Origin of the sequence: Acinetobacter sp. SH20PTE14, assembly GCF_021391555.1 — a bacterium.
GTDB lineage: Bacteria > Pseudomonadota > Gammaproteobacteria > Pseudomonadales > Moraxellaceae > Acinetobacter > Acinetobacter amyesii.
Window position 1 is genome coordinate 3,086,136 of the sequence record NZ_CP090067.1, and the last position, 26,338, is coordinate 3,112,473.

Consider the following 26,338-nt stretch of genomic DNA (forward strand, 5'->3'; position numbering starts at 1 on the left):
TCAACTGAGATTTCTATTTATATTGATATTGCACCACAGTCGTATACATTCCCTCGCCTGCGTAGGTTTGAAAAGTGACATGCTGACCATAATATGCCTCAAGTCTCTGTTTCACGTTTTCGATGGCAATACCATTCCCCTGACGTAATTTAATTGTATCCTGTGTATAGGGATTTGTAATAACGATATTAATTTGATTTTGTAATATTTCAATCAATATATTTATCGTACTCTTTGTCAAAATCTTTTCAACTCCATGAAAAATACTATTTTCTAATAAAGGTTGTAAAGTTAATAGTGGAATTTGTACTTGAGCGTATTGTTCAATACCTTCTAGTTTCCACTCCACCTTAAGCCGATCACCTAAACGCATTTGTTCAATGGCCAAATAACGCTGACACAGATCGATCTCATCTTTGAGACTTACCAACTTCAATTCTTGAAAACTTGCACGGAACAATCGAGATAAATTCAGTAGCATTTGCTCCGCTTTATCTGGGTCAATCGCAATCAAGCTAATCACATTGTTTAAGCTATTAAATAAAAAATGTGGATGAATCCGAGCTTGCATAGCCTGAATGCGTGAGTTTAATTCACTATGATGTTGTCGACCCCACTGTTCTCTTAAATATAAATATCGAAAACAAAATGCCCCAAGCAACACCCCATAGCTCAGATTTAAAACCACACCAGCAGTTAAAACGTCTGCACTCAAACCAGCTAAACTGAAATTTTCACCAAAATAGATCAAAACATTTAAAGTTATGGTGGTGAATAACACCAAAGCTTGCAATAAAACAAACCCGCTAAACATGAGCATTTTCATGCTTAAACCACGCGTCTTAGTCTGCAAAAGCTCTGAAAATGCAGCAAATGCCAATAAAATCCAGTTAATAAACAACACATGCTGCATGACACTGGAAACACTTAAGGCTTGCCACGAATGAGCTTGTGCCAAAGCCAAGACCAACGCCACAATATTACCCGCAAGAAACAGCTCCCACAGATAGTGCCAACGGCCCATTTTTCCTGAAAATACAGAAATTGTCATAGACCTAAACCTTGTCTAAAAGTTTGATCAACTTGCCCTTCGGCAACTGGGTTCGAATTTGCTATACTCTTGCTCAGTTCTATGCTTTTTATCTTATTGAGCCGACATGACCACATCTTCTAATTCCTCAAATCCGTCACAAGCCCAAACTTCAGGCATGTGGGGCGGTCGTTTTTCCGAAGCTACTGACGCTTTTGTTGCTGAATTTACAGCATCTGTACAGTTTGACCAACGCTTTTATAAACAAGATATTGCAGGTTCAATTGCACATGCAACCATGCTTGCAAAAGTTGGCGTTCTAACTGAACAAGAGCGTGACGATATTATTAATGGCTTAAACACCATTAAAGCAGAAATTGAAGCGGGTAACTTCGAATGGCGCATTGACCTAGAAGATGTGCACATGAATATTGAGTCACGCTTGACTCAACGTATCGGTATTACAGGTAAAAAACTACACACCGGTCGTAGTCGTAATGACCAAGTTGCAACCGATATCCGTCTGTATGTTCGCGACGAAATCGATGCGATTTTAGAATTATTGAAAAAATTACAAAAAGGCATCCTAGGCTTAGCGGCGAAAAATACCAATACCATCATGCCGGGCTTCACGCATTTACAAACTGCACAGCCAGTGACTTTTGGTCACCATTTAATGGCATGGTTTGAAATGTTAGTACGTGACTCAGAGCGTTTAATTGACTGCCGTAAACGTACCAACCGTATGCCTTTAGGTTCTGCTGCACTTGCAGGAACAACCTACCCAATTGACCGTGCATTCACTGCCGAATTACTAGGTTTTGAAGCTGTCGCTGAAAACTCTTTAGACGCCGTATCTGACCGTGATTTTGGTATTGAATTCAATGCGGCAGCATCACTCATCATGATGCATTTATCACGCATGTCAGAAGAAATGATTCTTTGGACATCGGCTCAGTTCAAATTTGTGAACATCCCTGACCGTTTCTGCACTGGCTCTTCAATCATGCCGCAAAAGAAAAACCCAGACGTTCCTGAGTTGATCCGTGGTAAAACTGGCCGTGTATATGGTGACTTGATGAGCCTATTGACCCTGATGAAAGGTCAACCTTTGGCATACAACAAAGACAACCAAGAAGATAAAGAACCACTATTCGATGCAATTGATACTGTTCGTGGCTCACTCATGGCATTTGCCGATATGATTCCTGCACTAGTGCCAAACATTGACATCATGCGTGAAGCAGCGCTGCGTGGCTTCTCAACTGCAACTGACCTTGCCGACTACCTCGTTAAAAATGGCGTGGCATTCCGTGATGCACATGAGATTGTGGGTAAAGCAGTTGCTCTCGGTGTTCAAGAAGGCAAAGATCTTTCAGAATTAACCCTTGAGCAACTTCAACAGTTCTCTGACTTGATTCAGGCCGATGTCTTCGAAAAAGCTTTAACACTCGAAGCATCTGTCAATGCACGTAACCACATTGGTGGTACTGCACCTGCTCAAGTTGAAGCAGCAATTGAACGCGCACACGCACGTTTAGAAAAACTTTACGCATAACTTTTTCAAGTTAAATGGAGTATTGATATGTCTCGACAAGTTTTTTGCCGTAAATATCAGGCTGAAATGGAAGGTTTAGACTTTGCACCATTCCCGGGTGCGAAGGGACAAGAATTGTTTGATACGGTATCTAAACAAGCTTGGCAAGAATGGCTAAAACACCAAACGACGTTGATCAATGAAAAACGTTTAAACGTGTTTGAAGCTGACGCGAAAAAGTTCCTTGAAGAGCAACGTGAAAAATTCTTCAGCAATGATGAATCTTTAGAAAAAGCCGAAGGCCTAAAGCCTGAGGCGTGATAAAGCGGAGCACTGCTCCGCCACGCTGCAAGACAAGCAGCTATGCTGTGCGTAGGCTTTAATTGAAAAGAATCTCCAATCTTGGGGATTCTTTTTTATTGCTCTAAAAATTACGCAAGACAAGCGAAGTGCGTAATTTCAAAAATTAAGTCTGAAAGGACTCTTTTTTTTGCTTCGGAGTACTGCTATCTCCGCAAAACCAAGATGACGTCTGTGTAAGCTTTCATTGGGAAATGATCTTCATCATTGCTGGAAAATCTTTTATCCATTGATCAATTTTATTTAAACTTAAATAAATGAACTTATTATTTAAATAATGTTAATTGTATTTTTTCCATTACATATATCGATTTTTATCGTTTAAATCCAAACAAAACCTACCAAAGTTATTGGCCAATTTGTATCAAAAATTCTGAATGTAAATTTGTGATACATTTCTCAATAAAACACAACATTACACTACAATAAACTCCATGTATTTCTAAATCTGCTTTCCTATAATAGCAATCAAGGAGATGGAAACATCTTCCATAATAGCGATAAATAACCCCGATTTTTCTTCCCAGATTTCCCCCAAAATCTGGGAATTTTTTTATCCAAAATTTGCGCTAACGTCTCACATTTAACTTCAAGCTCTAATCAAATGAAGCGCTGTTCAAACTAGACAAACACTCAATTTTTTCTAAAAGCTCGGCAATAAAAAAGCCCCGATCACGGAGCTTTTAGTAACTTACTTTTAAATCAAGGTTGTTTTAAATACGGCCATGCAGCTTTCAAATAAATAAACATCGACCATAACGTTAAAACCACGGCTGTATAGAGCAATCCATACGCCAACATTTCTAGGGGCTGCCAATTTAGCAAAAATACTGAAATCGCAATCATCTGGAATGCTGTTTTATATTTACCAACGGTTGAAACCGCAACACTGGTACGCGCGCCTAATTCAGCCATCCACTCACGTAGGGCAGACACCGTGATTTCACGTGAAATAATTACAATCGCTGCAAAGGCCATCGAAATGGTAGGTTGCCATTGCACCAAGACGATCAACGCAGTTGCGACCATCAGTTTATCTGCAACAGGATCGAGAAAACGTCCAAATGCTGAAGTCTGATTTAAACTTCTTGCAAGGTAGCCATCAAACCAGTCAGTGACAGCTGCGATCACAAAAATAGCAGTCAGCAATATATGACGTGACATGCTTGCAGCATGCTCACCCACGCCCATTGCAGGTGGCCAGTACGCCACCAACAAAAACACAGGAATTAAAGCAATTCGTGCCAATGTTAAAATATTAGGAATATTCAGGATTCGACCTGTTGTCATAGACACCCCAGTTTTCCCCTCATGCACGATGAAAATGCAAAATAATTTGAGGATTTATCCATCGTTAGTTGCACTCACTTTATACGAAATGCCCCTCAGTGTCACTAGGCAAACACCGTAACAGTCTGTCGCGCAATCGCTATCAACTGGTTATTTTCATCCCATAAATGAGCATATTCTGTAGCGTATCCATCCGCTGCATAATCGGTAAATACTTTATATTTAAACCAATTATGTAAGTTTGATTGCAAGGGATGTACATAGGTCAATGTCCACGTTAAAGAACTAGCAGGTGCCATGGTTTTGTACATAGGCAGTACACCGGGCGGCCACATATCCATCGAGACCATTAGGTCAGCAACAGTCATCTTACGGTTATCGTGGCGTTCTGGATTAAAACGCATCCAACCACTAAAGTCAGGCTTTTTGCTTGCAGTACACGGATACTGCCCATCTGCCCAGGCCAAATCCATTTGCTGAAAGCACTGGGGTGCAAGTGGATGATGTTCGGCAATCTTTAAGCTGCTCACTTCAGGAAAATTGGGTGCTTGACGCTCCTGATTGACGGCAATGCTTGATTCACGTGGAACACCAAAGCTCGCCAATAAAATGCTTTGTACAGCATCATCTTGCCAAAGTCGAACTTCAATGGTGGTGACGGATTTGCCCTGTCTTAAAATTTCCGCACTTAAACGCACGGGCGCCAATTGTACTGGCCCAACAAAGGTCACATTACAACTGAGTAAACGTCGCTGCGGATCTGCAATGATAGCAACGGCTTTGTGCATCATCATGCCAGCCACTAAGCCGCCATAGATCGTACGTCCTTGCAACCATCCTTCTGGAATCTCACCCCATTCATTGTGTTCAATATGTTGATACAACTGTGCGAGTGACATCATCATCCCTGATCATATTTTTGATTTTTATATCATTGTATAAAAATTAAATGATGTGAATGATCAGTGACTCATGCGTCAATGAGCATTTTGGCAAATTCAGACTTGATGCGTCATCGATTGGGCTTAGTTCGCGCTATTCATGCAGGATTTTATAAATGGTGCGCGCCATCACATCGCCTAATCCCGGTACAAGTTTTAAATCATTTTCCGAAGCTTTGAGTACCCCCTGAATGCCACCAAAATGGGTCAACAGATCCCGACGACGTTTTGGCCCTAAGCCCGGAATCACCTCAAGTACCGATGAGCCACGCTTTTTATCTCGTTTCGCTCGATGTTTAGTAATAGCAAAGCGGTGGGCTTCATCACGAACCTGTTGAATCAAATGCAGGGCTTTATGGTCTTCGGGCAATTGGATTTTTTCACCATCGGTAAAGTGCAAGGTTTCCAGACCTGGTTTACGCCCCTCGCCTTTGGACACACCGACCATAAAGGCATCGAGCTCGAGCTCCTGCATGACTTCCATCGCCATGTGTAATTGACCTTTGCCTCCGTCAATTAACAACAAATCGGGCAACATGTGCTTTTTATAACGGCGGGTCAGCGCTTGACGCATGGCAGCATAATCATCGCCTTCGGTAATGTCATTGATGGAAAATTGGCGATAGTCGCGCTTTCTTGCGCCGCCCGCATCAAAGACCACACAAGACGCTATGGTCGCCTCACCCATAGTATGAGAAATATCAAAACACTCAATACTGTCAATCGGCCGCCCAACGACTTGCTCTAACTGATGAAAGCGCTCATTCAATTCAAAATGGTCAGCCAGTTTACCTTTAATGGCGTGCTGCACATTCATTTGTGCAAGCTCTTGCCACTCTGCACGGGTTTCACGCACTTTATGTTTGATTTGAATTTTTTTATCAAAGTGCTGATGTAGTGCATCTTCCATGTCTTTGCGATCTGGAATATCGACATTGATGATGAGTTCTGCAGGGATTTCGTCTGCCACCTGAAAGTAAAAATTAGCAATGAAGTCAGAGAGCATTTGACCCAGATCATCACCCTGCATATCAGGGAAATAACTCTTTCCGCCGAGCATTTTGCCATTGCGCACATGCATGATTTGCACACAGGTCACACCAGCTTGATAAGCAATGGCAATGATATCTGCCTCGCCTTTGACTTTATAAATCGCTTGCTGAGTTTGCACATCACGCAGCAGCGCCATACGATCACGATAAAACACCGCCTTTTCAAACTCGAGTGCTTCGGCCGCAGCTTCCATTTTCCCAATCAGCTCTTGATTAAGCTCTTTGGTGTCGCCTTGTAAAAACCGAATCGAGTTATTGACATCTTCTTTGTAATCATCGGGTGAGATCAAACCCACACAAGGCGCGGAACAGCGTTTAATTTGGTATTGCAAGCATGGTCGTTTGCGCTGCGAAAAATAGCTATTTTCACACTGACGCACATTAAACAGTTTTTGCAGCACCACCAAAGTGTCACGCGCGTTATAAGCACTCGGATAAGGCCCGAAAAACTTACCGGCCTGATGCTTCGCTTTGCCTCGCCCTGCGGCAATTCGTGGATAGGGTTTATCGGCTGAAATAAAGATATAAACATAAGACTTATCATCACGCAGCATGATGTTATACGGCGGACGATGCAGCTTAATCAGGTTTTGTTCGAGCAATAGGGCTTCCGTTTCAGAACGCACCACCAAGGTTCCAATATCATAAATACGGGCGACCAAGGCTTGCGTCTTGGGATGCTCAATGGTTTTCACAAAATAACTCGACACACGATTTTTTAAATTCTTTGCTTTACCCACATACAGCAACTCACCGTCTTTACCCAGCATGCGGTAAACACCGGGTAGAGTCGTCATATTGGCAAGAATTTTTTCAATATGTTCGCGTGCGTTTTCGTTCACTTTTGCCTTGTTCCGTCTTCGATATTGCTCTTTGACATGATGTGATGCTTTTACCTACATTTTCAAGCAATCCCGCAAATTTATTGTTGCTCATAGCAATGATCTGATTGCTAAAAGCTATTAATGCAAAATTCTAAATTTGCTATGCTCAAAACATCACGCTTTAGGAACATGATGCATGACGAACGCCAATCCCGCCATCCATGTCGTACACCCGACAACTTCGACGCATAGCACTGCTGAAAAAAACCGTTTGATGGGTAAGCCGCGTTTTCATTTTGAACCGCATGACGTTATGCAACGCCTAAAGCAACGGATCATTGGACAAGAAGCAGCATTAGACGAAATTGAAAAAATGCTGCATGTGGTCAAGGCTGATTTTTCCAGTCCTGAACGACCACTCTGTGTAACCTTAATGCTTGGACCGACAGGTGTTGGTAAAACCGAAACTGTGCGTTTAATCAGTGAAGTGATTTATGGCCGACCTGATGCCTTTTGCCGTATTGATATGAACACGCTCGCACAGGAACATTATGCGGCTGCCATTACTGGTGCGCCTCCGGGCTATGTCGGTTCTAAAGAAGGCCATAGTTTATTTGATGAAGTTGCCATTGCAGGTAGTCATACCCGTCCGGGCATCGTGCTTTTTGATGAACTGGAAAAAGCGTCAACCGAAGTGCTTCGCGGCTTAATGAATGTGCTAGATAGCGGAAAATTAACCCTAACCTCAGGTACAAAAACCATCGACTTTCGTAATTGTATGATCTTTATGACCAGCAATGTCGGTGCACAAGCGGCACAGCAATATCTAGATAAGTTAAATTTTTTACCCGAAAAAATACAGAAGGTTTGTCTCAAACGCGTGCCGGTCAGCAGCATTATTGAAAAAGTCATGCAACGTAAATTCGACCCTGAATTTATTAACCGTATTGACCGTGTACTGCAATATCAACCCGTTCAAGATGATGCTTTACCTCGTTTGGTGGAGATTGAACTGGAAAAACTTAATCAACGCCTACAGCATCAAAAACGCAGCATCAAACTCACAGATGCAGCCAAAGCACATTTTTATCAGAACCATGATATTCGTTATGGCGCACGACATTTAGCACGAAAAATACGGGTCGAGCTTGAACCTATTTTGGCGGTGTATTTTTTGAATCATCCCGAACAAACTAAAATACACCTAGATGCACAACTTGGACAATTGGTTATTATTAAATAATTCACTGGTCTTTAAAAGGCATGCTCACATACCTTTATTCAGCATTCTTATATTTATTGGATTGGAACACCAATCGCTTTAGCAAAAGCTTGCGGATCTTTCGGTGAAACCATGACAAATTTGCGTTGTCCATTCTGTATATATTCAATTTTTAACCGTTTAATGGAAAGCGCAGGTGCCGCAGACAAATCCTGACTTGCACTGATGCGTTGGATATCCTGCAAAGGAATCTGCCAACGTAGAAACATGCTACGAATGTTTAATTCTGTAGCGGAAATTTGATAACGTGTATTGAATATTGGCCACCACAGCAATAACACCGTCAAAATATACACCGCGGTATGAAGAGGAAATTGTTGCATCGTGCCTTTGGCATGCATGGTGAGTAATAATTGAATGAGTAAACCGCTCATACAAACAATAAACGCCACCACCCACCAATCTTTTTTTGAACGAAAAACTTGCATCTTATCCCCCATCAACTGTTTTTATTCTATACAAGATTTTGCAGGATGCATCTGCTATTTCAGCTTTATTTTTCGCAGGAAATAAGCATACTTATCACATTATTTTCAAGAATATGGAGATCCATTTCGCTCAAGTTTCGCTAGTCATCTATTGTTATTTTTGGCGTTATTTACGCTCGGATCACGCTTCTTTCGGCAAGGGTTGTTCCTGCAAACGTTTATAATTCTTTTTCTCTTGATACATTTTAGCATCGGCTTGTTGTACTAAGCTCATGGCATCTACATAGCCTTGCTGATGGTCTGTTTGGCACAGCCCAATACTTAAACTTAAGCCTGCTTCCATTTCAGCCACCGCTTCTAATAAACGCGGGATAAAACTCGCTTCCACATGCTTTTCACTGCAACCAGGCAAGACCAAACAAAATTCGTCTCCGCCATAACGGAAGCAATGATCATCTAAACGTGCAACCGACTTTATGGCCGCAGCAACCGTTTGTAGTACCTGATCTCCACGTGGATGACCTTGTTCATCATTGATCTTTTTAAAATCATTGATATCAATAAACACTACTGTTACGGGTTCATGATTACGCTGTGCGGTATATAAAATACTGGTCAATAAGGTCGATAAATGCCGGACATTTAACAGTCCAGTTAATGGATCGCGCTGTGAAAGTTCTTCCATTTCTTGTGCACGAAACTCTAGCGCATGCGCATACTGTTCCATTTTTTCACGGGAGATCTTCACCTCATTAATCAAACTCCATACATAGGTTTCCACCACCAATGTAGTGTCGAACATAAAGAGCTTTTCCAACGTGTTAATAATCCGCTGATATTGTTCCGTATCATTAAAGGTACGCTGAATTAAGCGAAACAACATGGTCTTTAGGGTATGCACCGCAGAGAGATACAACTTCGGCTCTACACCTATGCGCTTATGAACCAAACCAATCCGTAAACGGTTATTCACATAAGCGCTGTCATAGCGCCCGGAAAATAAGTCCAATAAATACTGGTGCTGCGCGCGTTGCAAACGCTTCAAGGTATCAAGATCACCAATCAAGGTTGCAATTTCTGGAATTGAGGTCTGATTTTCATAAAATTCATCGACCATACTGTCAAGGATAGGAGCCACAATTCCACCAATCGAAGCCAGTTCCGCCAGCTCTAAATCAGTCAAGCCAAGCAACTGTTTACGTCGTTCTATATCTTGCATCGAAATATGCATTTGATGCATCAATGTTTGGTTGGTTGCTTTCATGAATCGGATACCCTTCCCACCAAATCAATCCCTTCAGGCGTTTACACAGGGTTTCTATGCAGTAGGTCTTCATGCCTGCATGCAAAGCTTCCACCGTTTTCACCCTTGGGTTTTGGCTATCATTGATGATGACGCTTTTCTTTCAGCTCAACGGTTTTGCATGGGCTTAAGTTCGGACGTCAACATCATATTCCTCGTCTATTGGCTCATTTTTTCTGGCTTATTCTGATTCTGGCTTATTTTGGCTAACACGATTCCTGTATTTAGCTGATTTGCTCTGCATAATTATTTTTATTCTGCTTCCACGATAACTGATATTTCACTGACTGTCAGCATAAAAAAACGCCCCTAAGGGCGCATTTTTTCAATATTTATTCTACTTTTAAAATAAATATGGACGTACAAAAATCAGGAAAAACAGCCCCAACATCAGGAACCACTTTAAAAAGTAATACAGTGAACGATTGGTTTTTTTCAAGGCTTTGGCTTTTATGCGAATTTGATAGACATAGCCAAACACTTTATTTAAACCACCCGTTTTATCACCACTTTCATTGGGTGAACTCGCAGCAGTCATGACATTTTTACCAAACCAATGGTTAAAAGCTTCCATCCACTTCGACTTTAATGGCCGTTCAACATCTGCAAAGAAAATGATCCGGTTCTGATCCGTTTTATTTTCAGCATAGTGAATATAGGTTTCATCAAACACCACACTCTCGCCGTCACGCCATGAGTACCGCTGACCATCGACATCAATAAAACAACGGTCATCATTGGGCGTCAGTAAGCCCAAGTGATAACGCAATGAACCAGCATAGGGATCTCGATGACGGACTAAACGACTGTCTGGCGCCAACTCAGTAAACATCGCGGCTTTAATAGTGGGTAAATTTTTTAACAAGGCCGTAGTTTTTGGGCAAAGTTCAGCAGCCGAAGGATGAGCTGAGTCATACCATTTTAAATAAAAGCGTTTCCAACCTGTTTTAAAGAACGAGTTAAATCCAAGGTCATCATAAGTACTCGATGCTTTGATGCCCCCTTTTTCATACAAGGCCTTGGCTTCATCACGAATCATTTCCCAGTTTTCATCTAAGACTTTTAAATCTTTAAAATGCTGCGTGTCGATATAGGGTTGACTCGGCACTTTTGAAAACATGTACATGAGAAAATTGATCGGTGCGAGCAATGTCGAATGATCAAAAAACTGACGATAAAATGAATGACGGACTTTACCGCGTTGCTGAATATAAAACGCAGAAATGACAAAGACCGCCAGGATAATCCACTTAATCATATGAGGACCTGGTGCTAATAAGCATTGTGCTTAATGAAAAATTAACTTTTGAGAACGCGGCGAGTATAGCATAGTGCTCAGTGATGCCTAAATAAGCAGCATAGAACACTGTGTCTCAGCAAAGATGGATGACAATGTTAAAAGTGAATTGACCATTCTGCCGAAAAATACACTTGCTTTTTTCTTGAATTTTTCTTTCGCATCTCAATCTATAGCTTACATTTATAAAAAAATGTGAACTGAAACATAAGCTTCAACATATTTAATTAGAGCGATAGCGATTAAAGGCAGATCCAAAGGCTATTTCCAAAAGAAATTTTGATGACCCTAGCGTCACGGCTTGATACAACTTGTTATGTTCTTTTTAGATATAGTTATCGTAAGATTAGCGAGGCATAAAGTGTACGCAGGAACCGCGTACTCGCTTCACAACATCAACTTAGAAGTCCTCCAAAATAAAGGAGATCAGGCATGATCCACGCTGGCAATGCCATTACCGTCCAAATGCTTTCGGACGGAATTGCAGAATTCCGCTTTGACTTACAAGGTGAGTCGGTCAACAAATTTAACCGCGCAACAATTGAAGATTTTAAAGCTGCAATTGACGCTGTTAAAGCAAACGGTGACATCAAAGGTTTAATCGTTACTTCAGGTAAATCTACATTTATCGTGGGTGCAGATATCACTGAATTCGGTGACAACTTCGCTCAAGGCGAACAAGCGATTGTGGATTGGGCATTGCCTGTTCACGACATCTTCAATGCGTTTGAAGATCTAAACGTTCCTAAAGTTGCTGCAATCAATGGTATGGCATTGGGCGGCGGTTTTGAAATGTGCTTAGTGTGTGACTATCGTGTGATGTCAGATGCTGCGCAAGTTGGCCTTCCAGAAATCAAACTGGGTATCTACCCTGGTTTTGGTGGTACGGTTCGTTTAAGCCGCGTGATTGGTATCGACAATGCGGTTGAATGGATGGCAATGGCTGCACCGAAAAAGCCGGCTGCTGCGCTCAAAGACGGTGCTGTTGATGCAGTTGTTGCTGCAGACAAACTACAAGACGCTGCAATTGACCTTGTGAAACAAGCGATTGCTGGCCGTGTAGACTGGAAAGCAAAACGTCAAGAAAAATTAGATCCTGTTAAATTGAACATGCTTGAACAAATGATGGCATTCAATACAGCGAAAGGTGCAGTTCTTGCTAAAGCAAACCCTGCACAATACCCAGCGCCAAAACTTCTTCTAGACTCATTACAAGCAGGTGCAAGCCTTCCACGTGATGAAGCATTGAAAATCGAAGCGCAAGGTTTTGCTAAAGCGGCTGTGACTCCACAAGCAGGTGCGTTAATTGGTTTATTCCTTAACGACCAAATTGTGAAGAAAACTTCGAAGAAATATGAAAAAGGTGCTCACCCTGTCAACCAAGCAGCTGTATTAGGCGCGGGTATCATGGGTGGTGGTATTGCTTACCAAGCGGCAAGCAAAGGCACACCAATCATCATGAAAGACATTGGTAACCCACAATTGGCGTTAGGTATGTCTGAAGCGAACAAATTGTTGACTAAACAAGTTGATCGCAAAAAAATGACTGCGGCGAAAATGGGTGAAACTCTTGCGCGCATCCGTCCGACTTTAAGCTATGACGAGTTTAAAGAAGTGGACATCGTGATTGAAGCAGTAACGGAAAACCCTAAAGTTAAGGGTATCGTACTTGCTGAAACTGAGAAAAATGTTCGTGAAAACACGATCATTGCGTCTAACACATCAACCATTTCAATCACACGTTTGGCTGAAAACCTAGAGCGTCCTGAAAACTTCGTAGGTATGCACTTCTTTAACCCAGTTCACATGATGCCATTGGTTGAAGTGATCCGTGGTGAGAAAACATCTGCTGAGGCAATCGCAACGACTGTGGTTCTTGCTCAGAAAATGGGTAAAACCCCAATCGTTGTCAATGACTGCCCGGGCTTCCTTGTAAACCGCGTATTGTTCCCTTACTTCGGTGCATTTGACCTTCTACTGAAAGACGGTGCTGACTTCCAGCAAGTTGATAAAGTGATGGAAAAATTCGGCTGGCCAATGGGTCCTGCTTACCTCATCGACGTTGTGGGTATTGACACAGGCGTACACGGTGCGGAAGTAATGGCAGAAGGCTTCCCTGACCGCATGAAGCCAGACTACAAAGGCGCAACTTTAACCATGTACGAAAACAAACGTCTTGGTCAAAAGAATGACGTTGGTTTCTACAAATACGAACTTGACCGTAAAGGTAAGAAAGCCAAAGTGGTTGATCCAGTGGCTTACGAACTTGTGGCTTCTGTTGCAACTGCGGAAAAACGTGAATTTGACGCTCAAGAAATCATTGACCGTATGATGCTGACGTTCTGTAACGAAACTGTTCGTTGCCTAGAAGACAACATCGTAGCGACTGCTGCTGAAGCAGATATGGCGATGATCATGGGTGTAGGTTTCCCTCCATTCCGTGGTGGTCCATGCCGTTACATCGACCAAACAGGTGTCGCTGAATACGTAGCGCTTTGCGACAAATATGCGTATTTAGGTAAGGCTTATGAAGCGCCACAAATGTTGCGTGACATGGCTGCTAACAACAAAAAATTCTACGGTTAAGGAGCAACGTGAATGGCTACTTTAAATCCACGTGACGTTGTCATCGTTGATGGCGTACGTTCAGCAATGGGTAAAACCAAAAATGGTATGTTCCGTAACGTACGTGCTGACAGCTTATCTGCTGAATTAGTACGCGCGCTTGTTGCTCGTAACCAGTTTGATACCAATGAAGTTGAAGACGTAATCTGGGGCTGTGTAAACCAAACCCTAGAGCAAGGTATGAACATTGGTCGTAACATTGCATTGTTAGCAGACCTACCACGTACTGTTGCAGGTCAAACGGTTAACCGTCTTTGTGGTTCTTCTATGCAAGCAATCCACACAGCGGCTGCGCAAATTGCAACCAACCAAGGTGATATCTTCATCATTGGTGGTGTAGAGCACATGGGTCACGTTGGCATGATGCACGGCATCGACATCAACCCAAAAGCGTCTAAGCACTATGCAAAAGCGTCTAACATGATGGGCTTAACGGCTGAAATGTTAGGTCGTATGAACGGTATTTCTCGTGAAGAACAAGATGCGTTTGGTGTTGAATCACACCGCCGTGCTTGGGCTGCAACACAAGAAGGCCGTTTCAAAAATGAAATCGTGGGCATTGAAGGTCACGATGCAAATGGTTTCAAAATCCTGTGCGATATCGATGAAGTGATTCGTCCTGATGCAAATCTTGAAGCATTCCAAGCTTTACGCCCAGTATTCGACCCGAAAGGCGGTACAGTAACTGCTGCAACATCTTCAGCATTGTCTGACGGTGCTTCTGCAATGTTGCTTATGTCTGCTGAACGTGCCCAAGCTTTAGGCCTGAAGCCACGTGCTGTGATTCGCTCTATGGCAGTTGCAGGCTGTGACGCTGCGATCATGGGTTATGGTCCAGTACCTGCAACTCAAAAAGCACTTAAACGTGCTGGCTTATCGATTGCTGATATTCAAACGTTTGAATTGAACGAAGCGTTCGCTGCGCAAGGTTTGTCTGTTCTTAAAGGCTTAGGCATTTATGACCAACAAGACCGTGTGAACTTGAACGGTGGTGCGATTGCATTGGGTCACCCATTGGGTTGTTCTGGTGCGCGTATCACAACGACTTTGCTGAACGTAATGGAACAGCAAGATACGCAAATCGGTCTTGCGACGATGTGTATCGGTCTTGGTCAAGGTATCGCGACCATTATCGAACGTGTTTAATTTTTAATTAAATACTGAGATAAAAGAAACCCCGCTTATTGCGGGGTTTTTTATTTGTTAACTAAACTCTCATGAATACATACTGGAAGCCCCTTCTCCCTCTGGGATGAGCAGCATGCGCCACAAGAGGATGAGGAAAATTTTTCATATAAATCCTCTCCCTGAGCGGTATTCTGCGCAAGTCTCCTTAAAAGGAGAGGGAATGTCCATTGTGAAGTAAATTTTGTTCAAAAATCTTCAGCAATAAACCGTGCTAAACAACCCTTAAAAACGTCTTAGCATATTTAAAATTTAAAACGTTAATTCTCGATTTTCAGCGATTTTTGAATTATGGTAAGGCCTGAACCAAAACTTAAATATGCATAACAATGATAAATAAACGACTTCACTACCTCATAAAGATGAGCTGCCTAAGCACTTTTATTTTTCTTACAGCTTGCGTTACAAATAATCAAATCGGTGAACTCTCCCGTGATCTGTTTCAAAAATACGAAACAAAATATGCATGGAGAACAATCCTTGAAGATGATGTGATCGCATTTGGCAAACCTGCTAAAGCAATACCCAATGAACCAATCGATAGCATCGTAGTCGCAGGCAATAAATACAGCTATTTGATCAATAAAGGCGGTGCTGATTTTATTCAACTGACAAGCCAACTCAATCCACAATATATTCGTCTCCATCGAGAACTTGACTTTAATTCTCCGAGCCCGAACAGCACTAAATTTAGCGGAAGCTTTAAATTTTATTATGCGCCTCCCAATGGAACACTAAGTCCTACGGAAAGGGCATTATTCAACCAATATGGCGTAGCACCATGTGATTGTTCAAAGGCAGAACAGCAAGATCATCTCTTTAATTTAGAAATTGCAGGTACGGTTTACCCAAAAGTTGCGAATGCCGCAGATTTAAAGCCCTTAAGCCATCCCTATAAGATCCGTATCCAGCATTACGAAGACCAAAGTGGCTATGTTAAAAAGTCAGGGCAGGAAAAATTGGCAGAATTACCACTATTGCCTTTAACACTCACAATCGACATCATTCAATTGCCTTTAAAAGCTTTAGGCTTTATTTATCAGCCTTAAATCAGAGTATGATCATATTCAATTGGTTGAATTTTCTAAGTACACATACACCCTGACTAGCTCAAAAATGGTTCCCTTTTTCCAATTTAAGTAAAGTAAGTGTTGAGTTGATCACCAATCCTTCAACTCAACATCCTACAATTCTTGGCTTAAATTTTCTGCGCCAACAAAGTCGCAAAATGCTGTTTAATCCGATTGCCTTGCTCATCCACCCGATGCAGCTCCCCGACATTTTCATTGTATTTCACAATATTCCAGCCCTCGTACAAAGCATTTAACTCCCCAGCTTTAAAGGCAAAAGGAAAGTCAGGCTGTGCAGGAAGATCAGGCGTATCCATTGCACAGACAATCAAGTTATAACCATTTACATTGGTGGCTTGCTGCATCTGAGTAATCAATGGTTTCACCGTTGCTGCTTCTAAAAACATCATCACCACGGTACAGCAAATAAAGTCGTATGTACCTGTAATGCTTGGGTCAGCGTTCAGATCACGCTGCTGCACATGAATATTTTCAATGCCTTCCGCAGCGATCACCTCTTGCAGCTTGTGCAAACTGTGTGGATTGACATCCCAAGCATCTACCTCAAAACGCTGCTCAGACAACTGACTTAAGTACAGCGAATTACGCCCCTGACCACAGCCGACATCCAAAGCTCGACCACCTTGCAAATATGGAGTTGCTGCTAAAATCTCTGAATGTGTTGGGCTGAGTTGATACTTCTTATAAAAATAGTCCTGTGCTAAGCAATAAAAACTCAACTGACATTGCACATCATCACTCGCAGAGATAATCTTGTGCCACGCCTGCGGTTCGATAAACGGCGGTGGTAGGTCTGGACTAAATACATGCGTGGAAAGGACATTTCCAGACGCATCCAGCATGGCAAAGTTCACTTCACCCTGCAGCACGGTGAGTTTTGCCCATGTGCCTGCTTTAGTATTGTGCTGTTGTTTAAAACCTTGTGGAATCGACTGCTGCGTCCACACAGGGAGCTGTTTATAACAAATAAGCTGCTGCATCTGACGTTATCCCTCATGCGACATTATTTTTATGCCATACCAATGGCGCAAATGTATATTCACCATAACGGCTTTAATAGTGATTTTAAATCAGCTTTGAATTGAAAATTTCGAATGCTGTGCAATGCACGCTGTTTTTGTTTGTTTTTCTGCGTAACACCATGTTATCCGTTTGTAACATTGGTGGAATATTCACACAATCAAATCCCTCACTCTGTGCAGTGTAACCTAAGCGCTGTTGATAAGGCATAAAATTTACAATGCCTTATTTTAACTAAGTTTTATAGAGTGATGACTATGAACGCGATCAAAACTACTTTAGCTGTTGCTTTAGTTGCTGCTACAACTTCTGCTATGGCAACTACTGCTGTAGAACAAAAACCTGCGACTGCTGTTGAAGCTGTAAAAGCTCAAGCTGCACAAGCGAAAACTGCAACTGTAGCTGCTGCTCAAGCAACTAAAGATGCTGCTAAAACTCAAGTGGCTGTTGCAGAAAAAGCGACTCAAACTAAAACTTTAACAGTGAAAGAAACCACTAAAGCAAAAACTGCTGACATGAAAAAAGCAGTTGTAGAAAAAGCAGCAGCAACTAAAGAAACTGCAGTTGCAGCAAAAGATGCAACTGTAGCAAAAACTGTAGTTGCTAAAGACGCTGTTGTTGCGAACACTGTTGCAGCAAAAGACGCGACTGTAGCAAAAACTGTAGCAACTAAAGATGCTGTCGTTGCAAAAACTGTTGAAGCAAAAGATGCAGCTGTAGAAAAAGCAACTGATGCAAAAGAAGCTGTTGAAACTAAAACTGAAGAAGTAAAAGCTGAAGCGAAAAAAGACTGCGCTAAAAAATGTGCAGAGAAAAAAGCTGAAGCAGCGAAAGCTGAGAAAAAAGGTTTCTTTTCTTGGTTCAAAAAAGCAGCTTAATCATTGATTAAATGCTAAAAAAGATGCCTTCACGGCATCTTTTTTTTTGCCCATTTAGACTGCAATACTGCTTTCTGCCAACGGAATAATCTTTTGATAAACAAACTGATTTTTCCCTTGTGATTTCGCCTGATATAGGCAGGCATCGACATGCTGTAGAGTCGTGGAGTAATTGGACAAACTCAACTGTTGAAACTCGGCCAAGCCCATACTAAAGCTGACATCTAGCCTTAATTGATCTTTTCGAAACGGTACATGTTCGCAGCGTTCCAAAATTGTTTCACACAACATTTTACCCTGCTCCAAATCGGCACCTTCGAGCAAAATTAAAAATTCTTCACCGCCCCAGCGACTGATAAAACTCGCGCGAGGACTACAATTTTTTAAGATTTTTGCCAAATGCACCAAAACACTGTCCCCCATTTGGTGTCCATATTGGTCATTAATTTTTTTAAAATTATCGACATCGAGCAAAATGACACAGCCTTTATCAACCGCACCCTCTATAAATATTTGTTCTTTAAAAGCATGGCGATTTTTCAGCCCCGTCAATTCATCGCAAAAACTCACACGTTGCAAAGCCAAATACAGGCGTTTATTTCGTGCATATAACTCACAAATAAACAGAAAAATGATCAGATAAATACCCAATGCCAAACGATAAGAACTGATCCGCGAGAGCATATGTACCTGTGCATCTGACCAATATTCCCCAGCCAAGGGCATGGCACCATACCAGCCACAGATCAGCGTCATTAAACCAATCAGCCAGCAAAAAGTTTTGAGGTCGTATTTGATCGCGTAATAACACATCAATAAAGGCAAGACCATGCAGGCATAGAAGATCTGATCATTTGAGATCACATATTGCACGGCCAATGCCACGATCAGATAGCCATAATCTATCCACGGTACATTCATCCAGCGCTGAACACCAAATAATAAACACACCACAGCCAAACTTGTTGCAAATTGCTCTAGAAAATAATCAACAAAGGCAAAGTATTGGTTGTCCATCTGAAAGCACGCCACGAATAATAGACTGCCTGCAAAAGCACTCACGATACTCGGAACAGTTAGCATCAGGGTTCGTTTAAAGCGGCGTTTTTTTAAATGGCTCAGTGCCAAATAGGCTTTAATAAACACCCAAATTTGAAATGCCGAAATCGCACACAGGAGAAATTTATCTTCTAAAGTTTTGGCGGGATCGACCATCAGCGAGGCCACAAAGATCGCACTAAAAGCATAGAGCACGATCAGTAAGTCGTGGCTTAAATGCTTCCGCATTAAAATCATGCCATAGGCCGCGAATGCATTTACCACCCAAACAGGGCTAATAAATAATTCATAGGTATAGCCTATCGACACCAATGAAACCGCACATATGGCAAGCCATAGCAGTATTAATTTTTTCATACGCTAAAAAAATCGTCTCTAAAAATGGCGATAAACCTTTCATTCAAAGCCAATCGGTCTAAGGTTAGAATGCTTGCAAGTTCAATACAGCTCAGCTTCTTATGCGATATGGGCTGCTGGCTAAAAATTTATGTTTAAATTTTCGGCGTATTTTAAGTGATTTAAGTCACACTATTGGTTGATAGTTGTATTAAATTTGCAATTTAAACAATCGAAGACTGTTTTAAAGCCAATGTTTTTTGCGCCATTCATGCTACTTCGGAACTCAGTTCCCAAAATGATGCTCGATAGCAACAAAAAAGCCATCCGCTAAAGGATGGCTTTCAATTGCATAACATGTCTTGAAGCTGTGCTGAATAATTTGAATGAAAAGGACTTATTTTAATATTTGTAATTGTTCCATCAACCAAGCCATGTATTTATCTTGATCCATAAAGTCAGGCGCCGTCCCTGTATCCAAACTATAAAATTGTTGATTAAATTCAATCACAATCTGTTCAGTCAGATGCCAATCTTCAATCATGCGAAAATACTGACTGAAGAAAAAACGGTTCTTGCCCCAATTGTTTAAACTTTCCAAACGTGGATATTGGCGGTTCGCAATAAAGTCGATATAGACCTGCTGAATATCATCAAAAATCTGAATAGCTCGCATGAGCATGAACCTCTATATGATGTAAAACCCTGCTATAAGCCACTTTATCGCGCAAATTTGAAAGAGTGATGACAGTCAGTTAAAGCTTTTGTTTCAACTCTGAACGGTTCTTTTGGCGGATCTCATCCATTTGCGCATTGAGCGCCAACATCTCTGTATAAAGCTGATTAAACTGCTTTAAAGGCGCATCTTCATAGAACATAAATAATTTATTTTTCTTTTCCCATTTATTGGCTTTCAGCACATCAAAGACCTCATCAGCCTTCGCCAAGCTTTGCTTTTCTAACTCAAATAAAGCATGCGACTCATCACTATCACGACTGTCTCTTAAACTCTGGGCAATTTGCTGACGAAACACCTGTTTGACCGCCAACTGTTTGGCCTGAGCTAAACCATTTTCCTCTTGTTGAGTGGTTTTTTGTTCATAAGCATTGACCACTGCATGCACCTGCTGCAGCATTTGCTCAGTCTCTTGATATTGGTTTTTTTTATCTTGCAACAAGCGATCGATGTCGAGAAATTTATCCCAATTCAGTGCTTTAAGATCACGAATATATTGATTTCGCGCTTCTGCACGCTGCAGCATTTGGCTCAAAATAAAATCCGACATGATTTTATAATCACCCGTTAGCCGTGCATCTGTCACATTAAGTTGTATCGGTTCTTCCCAGTGCTGAGCTTGCTGAAAAATTTGCTCGGTTTTTTCGCGCAAAACCGTTTCATAGGTCGAGAGTTGCACAGCTTCTTTTTGCTGTACTGAATATTGATAAAACATCCATCCAAAGACCAATACCGTAGCACTGGCTAAGACAACAAAGATACGCGGCATAATGAGCTCCGAATGCCCTTTTATTCAGTTTAACCAAAAGTTTGAAGATTGACGATAAAATAGCCATGCTTTTTAAGGAGGCTATTTGAAAGCATCAATATAGAAAGTCTTAAATTGCGCATGTCATCAAAACGAAAATTCATGGATAAAACATGAATTTTCGCCTTCAATTTGCTGTAGAGATGTATTCGATTATGGGGTCTTGATCGGATTGGTATTTAACTGACGGTCAATATTGCCGAGATTGATTTGATCACGACTGATTTGCACATTGGTCGAATTTCGGTCTATCCCAAAGGGTTGCAACATAATATATAAACCATTGCGTGGGTCAGAAGACTGCAAACCTGCGGCAATATCTAAAACATGCTGCTGCATCAAAGGCGATAAATTCGACATATCAGGCACTGCTGTGGCAGGCAAGACATCTACATTTGACACGATTGTTGCATCGACACCTTTGTTTTGCGTATCGCGCTCAAGTTGCATCACCCGTTGCTGTAAGGCTTTACGGCGATCCACCTGCTCTTGATACTCAACAATGCCCGTCTCTGCACGCATTTCACGCTCTGCCATAATGGTTAAAGCAGGCATCTGAATAGCTTGTTGTTCGGTATCCTCAGCTTTTGTAATGGCTTTTTCCGCAGCCAAAGTACTCATAGCCGTCATTGCTGCACTAACAAAAACCAAAAAGGAAACAGATTTAGGGAGATTCATCATGTTCATTCCGAGAGATTTAAAAATAGAAAATTGAAAAAATTTATACTGCTATTATTGTACAACAATTAATCAATTAACTAGATTTAACCCCGACAAACGGCACGAAAGTACAGCCGATTCAAACCTCACGTTGCTCATTCTAGACTTAAGATTTCATCCTTTATCTATCTATATTGCGGCTACTTTTTCTTTTTTATACGGTCCCGATTCTTAATAGCACAGGAAATGACAAAGCAAACTCTTGCTGCGGATGACGGCTAAAGAAGTCGTTCAAAGCTGCACACGGTTGATGTGTTGGATGTTGCTGTTGATAGTGTTTTAATCCAGACCATGTTTGCAAATAGTCTAAAATTTGCTGTGCACTCCACCTATAATTTAAAAACAGTTGAGGTGTCGCTAACTCCTGAAATGGAAACGGAATACTGCGATATTCTTCGTCGATGTAACGACGTTCAGCATCCCAATAGCCTTTTAAGGTGACAAAATACAGATCCTGTAAAAGCTGGTTCAATTCCGCATGTTCAAATTGAATCAGACCATAGCCCACAATGGCGATGTGACCATGGGGTTTCAATACTCGTCGTACTTCTGCATAAAAGGCAGCAAAATCGAACCAATGAATCGCTTGCGCAACTGTGATTAAATCCGCTGAATGGTCTGCAAGCGGACAATGTTCTGCGCTGGCTTGCTCATAACGCACATTGTCTAATTGGTGTGCGTGTGCCAATTGTTCAGCACTCAGATCTGTCGCTAAAACCTGTTGAAAATAGGGTGCTAAACCTTTGGTAAATTGACCTGAACCTGCACCGCAGTCCCATGCCAGTTCACGCACGGCAACATGCTGCAAGATGCTATCGACGACTTCAGCAGAATAACTTGGACGTGCTTGTTGATACAGCGCACTCCCTGTAGAGAAAAGATCTTTCATTGCGGGGATTCATTGGTCGTTTTTTATCAGTTTAATCGAATTTTTAGGGTCGGAAACTAGCACTTAAGTCATAGCTTCAGCGATAAAATTTGAGCTTCAAATATTTACTCAATCACGTGCTGTATATAAAAACTGGTCTGTGCAATCGGGCTTAATTGATCATTCATTTGATAATATTTCACATCATAGTGCCCTGGCTTCCAGCCAGCGACAGGACTAAAACTGACCCAATTCTGTTCACGCTGAGCACTAATCCGTTGAGGCATAAAAAACAGCACTTCTCCAGTAGATTGATCGCTCCAACGTACAAAAACCTGCTCATTATTCGGAGTTTTTCCTAAAGTATCAAAGTGAGCAAACAACTGCTGCTCTGCATAAATGTCACGCGGCAGTACATTTTCAACCCCGTATTCTTGCTGTGCCATAACCGCGGCTCGTCCACTCATAGGCTCATGAGGATTATTTTTTGCATCAACAAATTCGCGTACAAGATGCTTCGCAAATTCGCGTTTGTTTTTTATTGCCGATAAATCATAGCTGGGAAAAGCTTGTTTTAAATATTGATCCAACTGTTGTGGTGTCGCCTGATCAATGACGGCATTCACCTGAGTCATTTGATTTTTAAGTTGCTGTTGTAATTCGATATTATTTTCAGACTGCTCAGGTATATTCTGCTGAAGGTTTTGAATAAACCTAATCCCTGTCTGATCTCTATTACTTTCTATAACTGTAGGATCATCAGATACAGTATTAGACGGGGCTATTAAATAGCCCAATCCAAAACAGACGAGTCCAATCAACATTGGCACAATGAATTTCATCAGCATTAATTACACGTAATCGTTTCAGTCACGTTATTCGCCAGCGTGATTTTCAAACTTCCATTTGTAAATAATGCCCCCTGATTCACTTCTTCTTTAGTTCGATTACTGCCTGACAATAATCTTAATCCTTCTGATGTACAGATTCCTGTCTGGGTATCATTTGTTAGCTTTAATACACAGCCTGCTGTTGTCACTTTATGGGTATTTGCTACAGGTTGAGTACATATTGCCGTGATCACATTTGTAGACGGTGTTTTAAGATCACACGCTGAACAATCTCGACTTGCACTACCGCATGCATTTGCTGCTTTTTCACTGCGGCAAATATAGGTTTGAGTACCAAAAGTAAATTCTTTTTCATAAGATGAATTAAAACTCCCACTGCTTCCACCACCACATGCTGTTAATAAAGCACTTGTCATTACAGTTAAAGCCATTAACATTTTGTTCATATGCATTGTCATACCTTTTATTTTTAAAAATTTTTTTAACTATTAGTCAAATTATATTCGGTAGATTGTAGCAGTTAAATTGTGTAAATGATAAACAACCGAAAAAACAACAGGCAAAAAAAAACCTCAAACAATGGTTTGAGGTTTTTTCGAATATGGTGGCGAGACCCAGGATCGAACTGGGGACACACGGATTTTCAATCCGTTGCTCTACCTACTGAGCTATCACGCCGATGCGGTGTATTAAGCCGTATCTCAGTCAATTAGTCAATCATATTTATAAAAATATTTTTCGTATGCATATTTTTTAGGCAAAAAAAAATCCCTGATGGGATCAGGGATTGATAAACTGAAAAATCAGTTTTGAATATGGTGGCGAGACCCAGGATCGAACTGGGGACACACGGATTTTCAATCCGTTGCTCTACCTACTGAGCTATCACGCCGATGGGGCGTATTAAACAATTTCAGTCTCATGGCGTCAAGCATCCGTTGCACTTTTTTGTGCAAATGTTTATTTTTAAATCAATATTTCACATTATTTGCTTATTTTTTGAGTGCTTTTAAATTTCCACAGCTGAAATTACTGTGACGACAACGTATTTATCCAACAAAAAAGCAGCTCAATGGCTGCTTTCAATTGGGGGACCAGTTATTCAGCCGCAGTAATTTTACCAATGTGCGCCAAACAGCGATGTATCGCGCCACAACCCGGCTCAAAAGTCTTCACCCCTTTTTCTTCTTCCATACGGGTAGCCTCACTGACCAAGCGCTCTGCAACACCACGCCCACGATTTGCAGGGTGTACCACAATATATTCAAGGGTTTTGCTTTCACCTTGGCCTGTACACCAAATCGCGCCAATCAATTTTGTATTAAATTCTGCAGTATAAACTAAGGTATACTGAGCTAAGTTCTGCTCAAGTTGTTTAATCGCATCGGAACCGTCGCTAAACTCAGGGCTGGTGTCATACAGTCGCTCAAGCTGGCTGCGCACTTCATCATTTTCCAAAGAAGTATAGGCATGTACGGTAATAGGCATTGATAAACCCTCCTGAGCAATCTAATATGCGGTGACTTTTCGTCACAGCGAAAATATTTTTACATCAATCATTTTGACGTATTTGAGGAACGTGTCTATGACAGATCGTATCAGTGAAGTGGTAAGAAACACCAACGAAACCAAAATTCGAGTTCGTGTGAATCTTGATGGTACTGGTCAAGGCACTTTAAACACTGGTGTTCCATTTTTAGATCATATGATTGATCAAATCAAGCGACATGGTCTGTTTGATATTGATATTCATTGTGATGGCGATCTTGAAATTGACGATCATCATACCGTAGAAGACTGTGGGATTACACTTGGCCAAGCCTTTGCTCAAGCATTAGGCGATAAAAAAGGCTTACGTCGCTACGGTCACTTCTATGCGCCGCTCGATGAATCACTGAGTCGTGTTGTGGTGGATTTATCTGGCCGTCCGGGTCTTTGGATGGATATTCCATTCACTCGCGCGCGCATCGGGACTTTTGATGTGGATCTTTTCTCTGAATTTTTCCAAGGTTTTGTGAACCATGCGTTAATGACGCTGCACATCGACAACCTAAAAGGTAAAAACAGCCACCACCAAATTGAAAGCGTATTTAAAGCCTTTGCCCGTGCATTACGTATGGCGTGTGAAGTTGACCCGCGTGCCGAAAATACTGTTGCGTCTACCAAAGGAACATTGTAATGACCCGTATTGCCCTTCTTGACTATGGCATGGGAAATCTTCACTCAGCAGCAAAAGCCCTCGAACACGTGGGCGCAACTGTTGATGTCACCAATGATCCTAAGCTGATTGCACAAGCAGATAAAATTGTGTTCCCCGGTGTTGGCGCAATGCGTGACTGTATGCAAGGCATGCATGATGCAGGCATTGATGAAGTGGTCCGTAAAGCGGCATTTAATAAACCTGTGCTTGCGATCTGTGTCGGTATGCAAGCCCTAATGCAGCATTCCGAAGAAAATGGCGGTGCAGATGCATTGGGTATTTTTGAAGGTTCGGTTAAACGCTTTCCTGACGTAGAGGGATTAAAAGTGCCGCACATGGGCTGGAACCAAGTGCATCAGGCAGACCCTAGCCACCCGATGTGGAAAAACATTGAGCAAGATGCACGTTTCTATTTCGTACATAGCTTCTATGTAGAGCCGCAAGATTCAAGCATTGTCGCTGCTACCTGTGACTATGGTTTGGAATTTTGTACCGCAATTCACAAGGAAAACTTGTTTGCGACACAATTTCACCCAGAAAAAAGTCATACAGCCGGTCTGCAATTGCTGAAAAACTTTGTGGAATGGGATATTTAAAATTCCTTCACCGCAAAAAAG

Annotated in this window: 24 protein-coding genes, 2 tRNA genes and 1 pseudogene; 9 read left to right on the top strand and 18 right to left on the bottom strand. The window is 41.7% G+C overall.

The genetic code is table 11. From position 1 onward, the window contains the following. Positions 1 to 13 precede the first annotated feature (13 nt). Positions 14 to 1,167 (bottom strand): annotated as a pseudogene (locus LXF01_RS15035) (sensor histidine kinase). Here LXF01_RS15035 and argH point away from each other — a divergent pair. Continuing rightward, on the top strand, positions 1,158 to 2,588 hold the full coding sequence (gene argH / locus LXF01_RS15040; protein WP_171319324.1) for an argininosuccinate lyase: 1,431 nt from the start codon (positions 1,158 to 1,160) through the stop codon (positions 2,586 to 2,588). The pseudogene LXF01_RS15035 and the gene argH sit on opposite strands and share 10 nt — an antisense overlap. A 27-nt stretch (positions 2,589 to 2,615) precedes the next feature. Then, positions 2,616 to 2,888, top strand: coding sequence for an oxidative damage protection protein (locus LXF01_RS15045; RefSeq protein WP_078193129.1), 273 nt, complete (start codon positions 2,616 to 2,618; stop codon positions 2,886 to 2,888). A 741-nt stretch (positions 2,889 to 3,629) separates the two neighbouring features. On the opposite strand, the gene pgsA is transcribed toward LXF01_RS15045, so the two are convergent. The 3 genes from pgsA to uvrC all read right to left on the bottom strand — a co-directional run bounded on the left by pgsA (position 3,630) and on the right by uvrC (position 7,052). Then, on the bottom strand, positions 3,630 to 4,217 hold the full coding sequence (gene pgsA, locus LXF01_RS15050; RefSeq protein ID WP_078190467.1) for a CDP-diacylglycerol--glycerol-3-phosphate 3-phosphatidyltransferase: 588 nt from the start codon (positions 4,215 to 4,217) through the stop codon (positions 3,630 to 3,632). 104 nt (positions 4,218 to 4,321) lie between these two features. Next, positions 4,322 to 5,116 (bottom strand): thioesterase family protein, encoded by a 795-nt coding sequence (locus LXF01_RS15055; RefSeq protein WP_233945493.1) that lies wholly within the window; start codon positions 5,114 to 5,116, stop codon positions 4,322 to 4,324. Between the two features lie 136 nt (positions 5,117 to 5,252). Beyond that, complete coding sequence (gene uvrC, locus LXF01_RS15060) at positions 5,253 to 7,052, bottom strand: excinuclease ABC subunit UvrC (protein ID WP_233944656.1); 1,800 nt, start codon at positions 7,050 to 7,052, stop codon at positions 5,253 to 5,255. Between the two features lie 178 nt (positions 7,053 to 7,230). On the opposite strand from uvrC, the gene LXF01_RS15065 reads away from it, so the two are divergent. Beyond that, a complete protein-coding gene (locus LXF01_RS15065) occupies positions 7,231 to 8,277 on the top strand; it encodes an AAA family ATPase (protein WP_233944657.1) in 1,047 nt (348 codons plus the stop codon). Between the two features lie 53 nt (positions 8,278 to 8,330). Here the strand turns inward: LXF01_RS15065 and LXF01_RS15070 are convergent, their stop codons facing one another. From LXF01_RS15070 to lpxO, 3 genes are all read right to left on the bottom strand, one after another. Then, positions 8,331 to 8,744 (bottom strand): PH domain-containing protein, encoded by a 414-nt coding sequence (locus LXF01_RS15070; protein ID WP_233944658.1) that lies wholly within the window; start codon positions 8,742 to 8,744, stop codon positions 8,331 to 8,333. Positions 8,745 to 8,925: 181 nt separating this feature from the next. Then, entirely contained in the window at positions 8,926 to 10,008 is a 1,083-nt protein-coding gene (locus LXF01_RS15075; protein WP_233944659.1) for a diguanylate cyclase domain-containing protein, read from the bottom strand. 382 nt (positions 10,009 to 10,390) lie between these two features. Next, a complete protein-coding gene (gene lpxO, locus LXF01_RS15080) occupies positions 10,391 to 11,305 on the bottom strand; it encodes a lipid A hydroxylase LpxO (RefSeq protein ID WP_078190472.1) in 915 nt (304 codons plus the stop codon). Positions 11,306 to 11,776: 471 nt separating this feature from the next. On the opposite strand from lpxO, the gene fadB reads away from it, so the two are divergent. From fadB to LXF01_RS15095, 3 genes are all read left to right on the top strand, one after another. Then, positions 11,777 to 13,930, top strand: coding sequence for a fatty acid oxidation complex subunit alpha FadB (gene fadB, locus LXF01_RS15085; protein ID WP_233944660.1), 2,154 nt, complete (start codon positions 11,777 to 11,779; stop codon positions 13,928 to 13,930). A gap of 12 nt (positions 13,931 to 13,942) precedes the next feature. Next, positions 13,943 to 15,115 (top strand): acetyl-CoA C-acyltransferase FadA, encoded by a 1,173-nt coding sequence (fadA, locus tag LXF01_RS15090; protein ID WP_233944661.1) that lies wholly within the window; start codon positions 13,943 to 13,945, stop codon positions 15,113 to 15,115. Positions 15,116 to 15,483: 368 nt separating this feature from the next. Further along, the gene (locus LXF01_RS15095) at positions 15,484 to 16,203 is read left to right on the top strand and encodes a hypothetical protein (RefSeq protein WP_180059363.1); all 720 of its coding nucleotides are present in this window, start codon (positions 15,484 to 15,486) and stop codon (positions 16,201 to 16,203) included. Between the two features lie 149 nt (positions 16,204 to 16,352). On the opposite strand, the gene tehB is transcribed toward LXF01_RS15095, so the two are convergent. Continuing rightward, positions 16,353 to 17,225 carry an SAM-dependent methyltransferase TehB gene (tehB, locus tag LXF01_RS15100; RefSeq protein ID WP_233944663.1) on the bottom strand — a complete coding sequence of 291 codons (873 nt, stop codon included), beginning with the start codon at positions 17,223 to 17,225 and terminating at the stop codon, positions 16,353 to 16,355. Positions 17,226 to 17,522: 297 nt separating this feature from the next. On the opposite strand from tehB, the gene LXF01_RS15105 reads away from it, so the two are divergent. After that, positions 17,523 to 18,143, top strand: a complete 621-nt coding sequence (locus tag LXF01_RS15105) for a hypothetical protein (protein WP_180092829.1) — start codon at positions 17,523 to 17,525, stop codon at positions 18,141 to 18,143. Positions 18,144 to 18,197: 54 nt separating this feature from the next. Here LXF01_RS15105 and LXF01_RS15110 read toward each other — a convergent pair whose 3' ends face one another. The 10 genes from LXF01_RS15110 to LXF01_RS15155 all read right to left on the bottom strand — a co-directional run bounded on the left by LXF01_RS15110 (position 18,198) and on the right by LXF01_RS15155 (position 25,009). Beyond that, complete coding sequence (locus tag LXF01_RS15110; RefSeq protein ID WP_233944664.1) at positions 18,198 to 19,559, bottom strand: GGDEF domain-containing protein; 1,362 nt, start codon at positions 19,557 to 19,559, stop codon at positions 18,198 to 18,200. Between the two features lie 376 nt (positions 19,560 to 19,935). After that, positions 19,936 to 20,214: a hypothetical protein gene (locus LXF01_RS15115; protein ID WP_078190480.1), complete on the bottom strand. Its 279-nt coding sequence runs from the start codon at positions 20,212 to 20,214 to the stop codon at positions 19,936 to 19,938. A 79-nt stretch (positions 20,215 to 20,293) separates the two neighbouring features. Next, positions 20,294 to 21,043, bottom strand: coding sequence for a hypothetical protein (locus LXF01_RS15120; RefSeq protein ID WP_233944665.1), 750 nt, complete (start codon positions 21,041 to 21,043; stop codon positions 20,294 to 20,296). Positions 21,044 to 21,235: 192 nt separating this feature from the next. Next, entirely contained in the window at positions 21,236 to 21,763 is a 528-nt protein-coding gene (locus LXF01_RS15125; RefSeq protein WP_233944666.1) for a hypothetical protein, read from the bottom strand. A gap of 193 nt (positions 21,764 to 21,956) precedes the next feature. Beyond that, positions 21,957 to 22,691 (bottom strand): class I SAM-dependent methyltransferase, encoded by a 735-nt coding sequence (locus LXF01_RS15130; protein ID WP_180171644.1) that lies wholly within the window; start codon positions 22,689 to 22,691, stop codon positions 21,957 to 21,959. A gap of 104 nt (positions 22,692 to 22,795) precedes the next feature. Then, positions 22,796 to 23,518, bottom strand: coding sequence for a hypothetical protein (locus LXF01_RS15135; protein ID WP_180025928.1), 723 nt, complete (start codon positions 23,516 to 23,518; stop codon positions 22,796 to 22,798). Continuing rightward, positions 23,518 to 23,967: a hypothetical protein gene (locus LXF01_RS15140; RefSeq protein WP_180025927.1), complete on the bottom strand. Its 450-nt coding sequence runs from the start codon at positions 23,965 to 23,967 to the stop codon at positions 23,518 to 23,520. Before LXF01_RS15140 ends, LXF01_RS15135 begins: the two co-directional genes overlap by 1 nt. A gap of 156 nt (positions 23,968 to 24,123) precedes the next feature. Further along, a tRNA-Phe gene (locus LXF01_RS15145) sits at positions 24,124 to 24,199 on the bottom strand. Between the two features lie 138 nt (positions 24,200 to 24,337). After that, positions 24,338 to 24,413 (bottom strand) — tRNA-Phe (locus LXF01_RS15150). Between the two features lie 206 nt (positions 24,414 to 24,619). Beyond that, on the bottom strand, positions 24,620 to 25,009 hold the full coding sequence (locus tag LXF01_RS15155) for a GNAT family N-acetyltransferase (RefSeq protein ID WP_233944667.1): 390 nt from the start codon (positions 25,007 to 25,009) through the stop codon (positions 24,620 to 24,622). A gap of 97 nt (positions 25,010 to 25,106) precedes the next feature. On the opposite strand from LXF01_RS15155, the gene hisB reads away from it, so the two are divergent. Both hisB and hisH read left to right on the top strand, forming a co-directional pair. After that, entirely contained in the window at positions 25,107 to 25,700 is a 594-nt protein-coding gene (hisB, locus tag LXF01_RS15160; protein WP_180134820.1) for an imidazoleglycerol-phosphate dehydratase HisB, read from the top strand. Next, entirely contained in the window at positions 25,700 to 26,317 is a 618-nt protein-coding gene (gene hisH / locus LXF01_RS15165) for an imidazole glycerol phosphate synthase subunit HisH (protein ID WP_078193147.1), read from the top strand. Before hisB ends, hisH begins: the two co-directional genes overlap by 1 nt. Positions 26,318 to 26,338 lie beyond the last annotated feature (21 nt).

Bases quoted from the DNA above. Each gene is read 5' to 3' on its own strand.
- argH (WP_171319324.1), top strand. From the start codon at position 1,158: ATGACCACATCTTCTAATTCCTCAAATCCGTCACAAGCCCAAACTTCA.
- LXF01_RS15045 (WP_078193129.1), top strand. From the start codon at position 2,616: ATGTCTCGACAAGTTTTTTGCCGTAAATATCAGGCTGAAATGGAAGGT.
- pgsA (WP_078190467.1), bottom strand. From the start codon at position 4,217: ATGACAACAGGTCGAATCCTGAATATTCCTAATATTTTAACATTGGCA.
- LXF01_RS15055 (WP_233945493.1), bottom strand. From the start codon at position 5,116: ATGTCACTCGCACAGTTGTATCAACATATTGAACACAATGAATGGGGT.
- LXF01_RS15065 (WP_233944657.1), top strand. From the start codon at position 7,231: ATGACGAACGCCAATCCCGCCATCCATGTCGTACACCCGACAACTTCG.
- LXF01_RS15070 (WP_233944658.1), bottom strand. From the start codon at position 8,744: ATGCAAGTTTTTCGTTCAAAAAAAGATTGGTGGGTGGTGGCGTTTATT.
- LXF01_RS15075 (WP_233944659.1), bottom strand. From the start codon at position 10,008: ATGAAAGCAACCAACCAAACATTGATGCATCAAATGCATATTTCGATG.
- lpxO (WP_078190472.1), bottom strand. From the start codon at position 11,305: ATGATTAAGTGGATTATCCTGGCGGTCTTTGTCATTTCTGCGTTTTAT.
- fadB (WP_233944660.1), top strand. From the start codon at position 11,777: ATGATCCACGCTGGCAATGCCATTACCGTCCAAATGCTTTCGGACGGA.
- fadA (WP_233944661.1), top strand. From the start codon at position 13,943: ATGGCTACTTTAAATCCACGTGACGTTGTCATCGTTGATGGCGTACGT.
- LXF01_RS15095 (WP_180059363.1), top strand. From the start codon at position 15,484: ATGATAAATAAACGACTTCACTACCTCATAAAGATGAGCTGCCTAAGC.
- tehB (WP_233944663.1), bottom strand. From the start codon at position 17,225: ATGCAGCAGCTTATTTGTTATAAACAGCTCCCTGTGTGGACGCAGCAG.
- LXF01_RS15105 (WP_180092829.1), top strand. From the start codon at position 17,523: ATGAACGCGATCAAAACTACTTTAGCTGTTGCTTTAGTTGCTGCTACA.
- LXF01_RS15110 (WP_233944664.1), bottom strand. From the start codon at position 19,559: ATGAAAAAATTAATACTGCTATGGCTTGCCATATGTGCGGTTTCATTG.
- LXF01_RS15115 (WP_078190480.1), bottom strand. From the start codon at position 20,214: ATGCGAGCTATTCAGATTTTTGATGATATTCAGCAGGTCTATATCGAC.
- LXF01_RS15120 (WP_233944665.1), bottom strand. From the start codon at position 21,043: ATGCCGCGTATCTTTGTTGTCTTAGCCAGTGCTACGGTATTGGTCTTT.
- LXF01_RS15125 (WP_233944666.1), bottom strand. From the start codon at position 21,763: ATGATGAATCTCCCTAAATCTGTTTCCTTTTTGGTTTTTGTTAGTGCA.
- LXF01_RS15130 (WP_180171644.1), bottom strand. From the start codon at position 22,691: ATGAAAGATCTTTTCTCTACAGGGAGTGCGCTGTATCAACAAGCACGT.
- LXF01_RS15135 (WP_180025928.1), bottom strand. From the start codon at position 23,518: ATGCTGATGAAATTCATTGTGCCAATGTTGATTGGACTCGTCTGTTTT.
- LXF01_RS15140 (WP_180025927.1), bottom strand. From the start codon at position 23,967: ATGAACAAAATGTTAATGGCTTTAACTGTAATGACAAGTGCTTTATTA.
- LXF01_RS15155 (WP_233944667.1), bottom strand. From the start codon at position 25,009: ATGCCTATTACCGTACATGCCTATACTTCTTTGGAAAATGATGAAGTG.
- hisB (WP_180134820.1), top strand. From the start codon at position 25,107: ATGACAGATCGTATCAGTGAAGTGGTAAGAAACACCAACGAAACCAAA.
- hisH (WP_078193147.1), top strand. From the start codon at position 25,700: ATGACCCGTATTGCCCTTCTTGACTATGGCATGGGAAATCTTCACTCA.